Origin of the sequence: Coleofasciculus sp. F4-SAH-05 (genome assembly GCF_040222985.1) — a bacterium.
GTDB lineage: Bacteria > Cyanobacteriota > Cyanobacteriia > Cyanobacteriales > Coleofasciculaceae > Coleofasciculus > Coleofasciculus chthonoplastes.
This window is the reverse complement of record NZ_JAVKBY010000114.1, coordinates 1-5,095: the sequence shown is the minus strand read 5'-3', so window position 1 is coordinate 5,095 and position 5,095 is coordinate 1. Positions and strand designations below refer to the sequence as shown.

Below are 5,095 nucleotides of genomic sequence, written 5' to 3'. Positions count from 1 at the left end.
GGTGGTGGTAGCCTGTGGACTGGTTGACCCTTCGACTCCGCGGAAATTGAGCCTGTCGAAATTCAGGGTCAACACCGAGCGTAGCCGAGGTGTTGAGTGCCGTCACTGAAGCGAGTGAAGCAGGAAGTAAGCATCAAAGTTAGGTCTGACTAAGGTTGACCTGCTTTGAGTAGGTCTTTCATAACGGCATCACGGGTGGCGCGACCGATGATTTGGACAATCTCGGTGAGGCTGGAACGATAGCCGATGGTAAGGGCGTGTTCGCACCAAATCCAGTCGAAGCCTTCTTTTGCCATACCCAGGGCGATAATGATATCCACGCGATCGCGCTTATTTTTCTGGCTGGGGTCTTTCAGACTAGCCGTGACTTTATCTCGCTTGCTGGGATCGTCGTCTACGAGATCGGCAATCTTCAAGACTTTACCATCGGCGGTTTGTACGAGTTGAAACCCGGTTGCGGGGTCAGTCCCTTGCCATTCCCCCAATTCCTCGATGATGTGTTCGACTTCGCGGATTTTATCTTTGGTACTTTCGCGGGAGTTGACATTGGGAATGTGAATAATGGTCTTCTCCTGGGGATTGAGTACCTCCATGATTGCATCGGTGTAGCTTCCTGCATAGAAGTAGTAGCCGATATCCAGTTGTTTCAGGTATTGATAACCGTTGAGTTGTTCGTAATAGGTGTAGGTGACAGTATCAAATCTCGCCTCGTCGTCAGGATGTAGCACCGCTTCGGCATCCCCGCGAAAATATGAACCTGTCATGGCAACAATGTGGGTTTTGTCGCGGGTCATCAGTTGACGCATAATATCGCCTAATTTGTTGTCGGGGTTGGCGGAAATGTGGTGAAACTCATCGACTGCAATTAAGCGGTTATCCAGGGCTGCAACGCCGAATTTATCCACGGCAAAGCGAAAGGTGGCATGGGTACAGACCAGCACTTTGGCATCACTATCAAGGAATTTCCGAACTGCATCGACCTTCCCGCCGTCCGTCCCTGGTGCGTCGCAGAGGTTCCACTTGGGTTCAACTTGCCAATCTCCCCAGAAGCCAAACTGACTCAGGGGTTCATTATGAAAACTTGCCCCGATGGACTTTTCAGGGACAACGATAATGGCTTGTTGTAATCCCTGGTTTTCCAGCTTATCCAGGGCGATGAACATCAGGGCGCGACTTTTACCAGAGGCAGGGGGGGATTTAATCAACAGGTATTGTTCTCCCCGCTTTTGGTAAGCCCGTTCCTGCATCGGGCGCATCCCTAGTTCATTGAGGCGAGTGGAAGTACCAGCTTGGGCGTAGGTGACGGAAACGGCGGGAATGGTGTTAGGTTTGGTCATGGGCAAGGGAGAAATTTTTTGGCAGAGGATTTATGCTACATTTTTTGAATAGTTGTACACCGGAACGCGGATAAAATGGTCGGGTTCTGGGTGATCTAAAAGGGTCTGTTGTAAACGTTCTACGGTTGAGGGGGAGAAAAACTGTTCCCCTGTTTCTTCATTAACACGGGCAGGGACGTTTTCGATCACAATAATTTGACCATTCAGATTTAAGGTGTAGGTTACTTGTTTCTCAACATAAGCTGCTTGTGAGTTAGGCGTCATCGCTATTTAGTCTCCTTTGCGTAAAGTTGTTATTCCATTTTTGGGGGTTGGGTTCGTATAGTGTAATAATTTTGACCAGTGAACGGGTAGGATAACTGCACTGAATGTGAAGCGGACGTTTCATCGCTGTCAAACCTAAAATTAAACAACTAGGACCGTATTTATCTTCTGGGTAGTCCTCAATAATTTGACCATTGGCAATCACTTCTCTAATTTCTTGAACTCGAATTTTTCGTAAGATGGATTGATCGACAGCGTGTTTGGAAAATTCAAACCGTTCCTCAGCAAATTTCTGACGTATTTCTGTAAGTAGCGTAGCCATTGGGCGATATAGATTTCGATCAACTCCGCCGATTGCAGCATATCAAGCAGAAATTGGAGATTTCGTGGCATAAATCACCTGAGCAGAGGAGAGGATGGTATTACGACGTAAATAATTACGACTGGCTTCAACCCCTGGGCGAGTCACTAAATCCACATCCCGGTCAAAGATTGTCCTCAGTTCCCCTTCCATTTGGTCTAGGGTGCTGAATTTGGGGTGAGCGTCAGGGTGAAATTTCACCATAACGTCGATGTCGCTGTCTGGGCGAAAATCATCACGCAAAACAGAGCCAAATAGCGCAAATTCGATAACGTTCCATTTGCGACAGAATTCGGCAATGGTATCAATGGGTATTTTCACAAGAAAGGCTACTGATATTTTTGAACTAAATAATCGGTGTACTCTGCTTGCAGTTCTTCATCACTGGGGGTTTTTCTAGAACGTTTAGCGATACCTCGAAGTTTGGTGAGAGTACCGGGAGGAATGCTTGCGGTTTTTGAAGCCGTGCGTTGTTCGTCCATGCTTGCTGTCAGTTTATCAATCAGGATTGCTTTGTCAGCATCAGGGAGGGCAGTGGCTTCGGCAATGAGTTGGTCTAGGGTTAGCATTGGCTAGTTTAACGCGAAGAAACTGGTTTAATTTTATCATTTGCCCTGATTGAGATTGGGCTTGACTTGCTGTTGGAGGTGCGTAGGGGTAGCCTGCTGAATGCATTGCGTTTTTTGAACTAAATTAAAAACAGGACTGTACCCAATTCGCCCCTTCCTCATCCATGATTGCTACCCCAGACAATTATTACCTCTCTCCTGACGAATACCTCCAACTCGAAGCCACCAGCGACACCAAACACGAATATCGCAATGGTGAAGCCTATGCTATGGCGGGGACAACCGATGCTCATAATACTATTGCTATCAACCTTGTTACGCTGATTCGTAGCCATTTACGGGGGTCAGACTGTCGCGTCTATTTTGCCGATGTCAAAGCCAGACTTGAAGAGTGCAACTGTTACTACTATCCTGATTTGATGGTGACTTGTGACCCCCGCGACGCAGAAACTACTACCTATAAGCGTTATCCCAAACTAATCATTGAAGTCCTCTCTGACTCTACTGAAGCCTTTGACCGAGGGGATAAATTCATCGACTATCAAACCCTCGATAGTCTGCAAGAATATGTCTTGATTAGTACCAGACAGCAACGAGTAGACTGTTACCGTCGTACCGAGGAGGGGCTGTGGTTATTTCAATTCTATGCCCCCAGTCACAACACCTTTCACCTTACTAGCCTTGAGTTTGAAGCGGACTTTACATCCTTGTATGAGGATATTGCGTTCTGATTTCCCTCACCCTAAATCCCTCTCCCAAAACAGGAGAGGGACTTTGAACAGATTCTCCTTCTTGCTCCCCTTCTCCCAGATTGGGAGAAGGGGCTGGGGGATGAGGGCAAATACTACATCTAGGAAGATTTCGGCGCGGTCATTTTCGTATAAAGCTCAAACAGTTTCTCTAAGCGTTCGGTATCGTTTTTGAAGCGACGACCGATGTAGATGCGCTCTAGTACCTCGTCGTTGCGCTCATGGGCTTCTCGCACTAGGGGAAACTCTTTGTCCATGCGCTCTGGGTCGTACATATCCGCAATGGTGGCGGGGAAATACTGTTCCCGCGCCAGGAGGATGTCTTCGGCGCAACGGGTGAGGTCGGTTTTGTTTTGTTCGGTGAGGGTGGGGACGGGAAAGGTGTTCCAGCCCAGGGTGTTGGAGTAGCGATATCGGGTTTCAAGTTTACCGCAGACGGTGGCAATCCAGACGAGGTGAAGGCGACTACTAAGCAACGAAAAAGGAAAAGATTCGCAAGTCGGAATATCAAAATGTGGAGCGATGGTTAGGATATCTCCAGGAAATATGCCACACATAATGAAATCGCGCCCTTCTGACTGTAATTGCGGTACAAAAATCTTCTTCTCACTCTTATAGAACCGATCCTCTGCAAATTCCAAAGGGCGATCAGCCAGCTTCCTTGTAGCAGCCTTTGAGCTTTTGCGACGAAAGGCAGAGACTTTATCTATGATGGGGGACAAGACAGCTAGTTGAGATTCATCCAAAAGAGATTCATCTGGAACGTAGATAACAAAACGTCTGTTTCCTTTTATAAAATCATTTCCCCCAACAGCACGGCGGAATAGCTGATTGGTATCTTGAGGTATCCATTTATATTTTCGACTTCTCTAGCCTCTGACTCCCCGCTTGTCAAATTGGCGTAAATTAGCCGCTTTGTATTCCTAGAGTGACTAAATCCGACAATAATCACGGTTACACCAGCATTGTGTGCAGCTAGGTTCTTCCAGCTAAAAGGCGCATGGGCAAAGTTAATTACACAGCCTAAGCGGAACATTTCGCCCCAAAGTACAGACACCTGTGAACCTTGACAAATGGAACTGGTAGTTACAAATGCTGCTGCGCCATCATTATTTTCTAAGTAACGTGCAGCGTTGATAAGCCAGCCACACACATAATCAAGAGATCGCCACGAGGGAATATATTGGCTGAGGACTCTTTCGATATCTGATTTCTGTTCACTTGTCTGATTTCGAGTTCCCAAATAAGGCGGATTCCCACAAATATAAGTTTCTCCCCCCTCATTCTCAAACTCAATCTCTGCCTCATCCCGCGTTTCCTGCCACAAATCCAGATCCTCCCGTTGCACCCTCACCCCCTTATCCGTCGGCGGACAAAGACTCAACCAATCCAACCGCAACGCATTCCCACAGGTAATCCAATTCTCCGCCTTCAACGGCAAAAACTCCGCCAACGCCAACCTTTGACCCCGATACAACACATCACACTGATACTCCGCAATAATCAACGCCAACCGCGCAATCTCACAGGAAAAATGCCGAATCTCAATTCCCCGAAAATTCGTTAACGGAATCTCCGAAGCCCGATCCGCCTCCCCCGGCGCTGGTTAATCTCCGCCTCAATTGCCCGCATTTCCTTATAGGCAATCACCAAAAAATTACCCGACCCACAAGCCTACGGTGTACACACAAGTGGAGTCTGAGCAAGTTTCCACCCCAGGAAAAGCGACTCAAACTTCCGCAAACCCTTGACGAGAGTGGGCATTCCTGGAGGACGTTGGGAACGATAACCCGACCATCCTCCCAGGCGTGCAAT

The 5,095-nt window shown here is 47.7% G+C and carries 5 protein-coding genes and 3 pseudogenes; 1 reads left to right on the top strand and 7 read right to left on the bottom strand.

Features of this window, described 5'->3' with window-relative positions; translation table 11 throughout:
- Positions 1-185 precede the first annotated feature (185 nt).
- The 5 genes and pseudogenes from RIG27_RS13890 to RIG27_RS13870 all read right to left on the bottom strand — a co-directional run.
- Positions 186-1,337, bottom strand: a pseudogene (locus RIG27_RS13890) (DEAD/DEAH box helicase); the annotation flags it as partial.
- 30 nt (positions 1,338-1,367) lie between these two features.
- Complete coding sequence (locus RIG27_RS13885; RefSeq protein ID WP_006102157.1) at positions 1,368-1,601, bottom strand: YgiT-type zinc finger protein; 234 nt, start codon at positions 1,599-1,601, stop codon at positions 1,368-1,370.
- Positions 1,591-1,923: a DUF4258 domain-containing protein gene (locus RIG27_RS13880; RefSeq protein ID WP_446341145.1), complete on the bottom strand. Its 333-nt coding sequence runs from the start codon at positions 1,921-1,923 to the stop codon at positions 1,591-1,593. Before RIG27_RS13880 ends, RIG27_RS13885 begins: the two co-directional genes overlap by 11 nt.
- A 42-nt stretch (positions 1,924-1,965) precedes the next feature.
- On the bottom strand, positions 1,966-2,283 hold the full coding sequence (locus RIG27_RS13875; protein WP_446341144.1) for a nucleotidyltransferase family protein: 318 nt from the start codon (positions 2,281-2,283) through the stop codon (positions 1,966-1,968).
- Between the two features lie 8 nt (positions 2,284-2,291).
- Positions 2,292-2,531: a DUF2281 domain-containing protein gene (locus RIG27_RS13870; RefSeq protein ID WP_446345998.1), complete on the bottom strand. Its 240-nt coding sequence runs from the start codon at positions 2,529-2,531 to the stop codon at positions 2,292-2,294.
- Between the two features lie 164 nt (positions 2,532-2,695).
- On the opposite strand from RIG27_RS13870, the gene RIG27_RS13865 reads away from it, so the two are divergent.
- Positions 2,696-3,262 (top strand): Uma2 family endonuclease, encoded by a 567-nt coding sequence (locus tag RIG27_RS13865; protein ID WP_446345996.1) that lies wholly within the window; start codon positions 2,696-2,698, stop codon positions 3,260-3,262.
- A 119-nt stretch (positions 3,263-3,381) separates the two neighbouring features.
- On the opposite strand, the pseudogene RIG27_RS13860 reads toward RIG27_RS13865, so the two are convergent.
- Together RIG27_RS13860 and RIG27_RS13855 are read right to left on the bottom strand one after the other, a co-directional pair.
- Positions 3,382-4,954: pseudogene (locus RIG27_RS13860) on the bottom strand (class I SAM-dependent DNA methyltransferase); the annotation flags it as partial.
- Positions 4,955-5,095 (bottom strand): annotated as a pseudogene (locus tag RIG27_RS13855) (IS4-like element ISSysp3 family transposase); the annotation flags it as partial. It abuts the pseudogene before it with no gap.